Source organism: Hyella patelloides LEGE 07179 (assembly GCF_900659865.1).
GTDB classification, from domain to species: domain Bacteria; phylum Cyanobacteriota; class Cyanobacteriia; order Cyanobacteriales; family Xenococcaceae; genus Hyella; species Hyella patelloides.
Map to the genome: position 1 here is coordinate 1 of NZ_LR214350.1, position 1,070 is coordinate 1,070.

A 1,070-nucleotide genomic window follows, 5' to 3' on the forward strand; every position below is an offset into this window, starting at 1 on the left:
TTTTTGTCTCTGCCAAAATCTACCTTTCTATGGTAGTCAGTTGATGTGCTTTCAAACAACACTTATTATTTAATTCGCGAGTATTACTCGCGAATTAAGAATCTTTCTTATTTTTCTTTTTACCAAAATGGGATGCTCCCCTTCTGTGGAGGAGGAACTGGGAATTGTTTCAGCTTCAATGTCTTCTTGATTTTCATGACTTGATGATGAGAGCCATTGCAACTGAAGTTGGGCAGCATAAATGGCAAATCGGCAACGATTGAGCTTCGACGTTAACTTGATGTCATGAGTTTTTTGCAAGTTTTTAATGGCAGAAGTTGACCAAGTGGCTCTGACTTGTTTGTAATAGGAAAGCAATAAAGTTTCATCTCTATCCAAACAAGGATTTAAGTGAACAATGACATTGAGAAAACGAGTATTTAAAGGTTGCTGGGTTGACAAGTCTAGAGCAGTTTCTATTTGTTGTGAATTCATGATTTTTCCTAAAGCTAGAGCGAAGATAGCTGGTGACTAATTTCAGTAAATAAAAATACTGTTGATTTGATTAGCAATTACTGCTGGTGAAGATGCTAGATGATTGGAATTAATTGCTATCTGATTGCGACCTTTAGAGTAAGTTTTTAACAATAATTACTGCGAGATAGTTCGGGCTTATTTGAGATGATTTTTGAAGATAAATTTATGACTTGATAGTATCAGAAATATTCCCAGACAATTTACTTGTTAATAATTGTTAATTGTTGCATTGTTTGTTGCATTTCTTGCTTGTTTGTTGCTGGCAATCCCCTAATTTTTGCCATTAAGATTTACTGTGATTTCGTGGCTTCCATACAAGCGTTCATGGCAATTTTTTAGGTTAATAAATTGGAGAGCGCGATCTCGTTATTATTTTGAAAAATGTCGGTTTTTTTGATAAGCTTCTTGAGATGAAGTTACGAGGAACTCCCTAGAGTGCAAATTAGCAAGTCTAATATCGGAATAATCGTCGATGACAGTTTAATGCGAGTTTATGTTGCTGCACCCGAACCAGAAGGGCAATATCCAGGCATCCTATTTTACTCTGATATTTA

Annotated in this window: 1 protein-coding gene and 1 pseudogene; one reads left to right on the forward strand and one right to left on the reverse strand. The window is 35.5% G+C overall.

The window, feature by feature from the left end; genetic code table 11:
- Window positions 1–69: 69 nt before the first annotated feature.
- Window positions 70–474: a hypothetical protein gene (locus H1P_RS33670; protein WP_144875872.1), complete on the reverse strand. Its 405-nt coding sequence runs from the start codon at window positions 472–474 to the stop codon at window positions 70–72.
- Between the two features lie 477 nt (window positions 475–951).
- On the opposite strand from H1P_RS33670, the pseudogene H1P_RS39710 reads away from it, so the two are divergent.
- Window positions 952–1,070, forward strand: a pseudogene (locus H1P_RS39710) (dienelactone hydrolase family protein); the annotation flags it as partial.

Excerpts from the sequence above, each read along its gene's own strand:
- H1P_RS33670 (WP_144875872.1), bottom strand. The coding sequence starts at position 474 with ATGAATTCACAACAAATAGAAACTGCTCTAGACTTGTCAACCCAGCAA.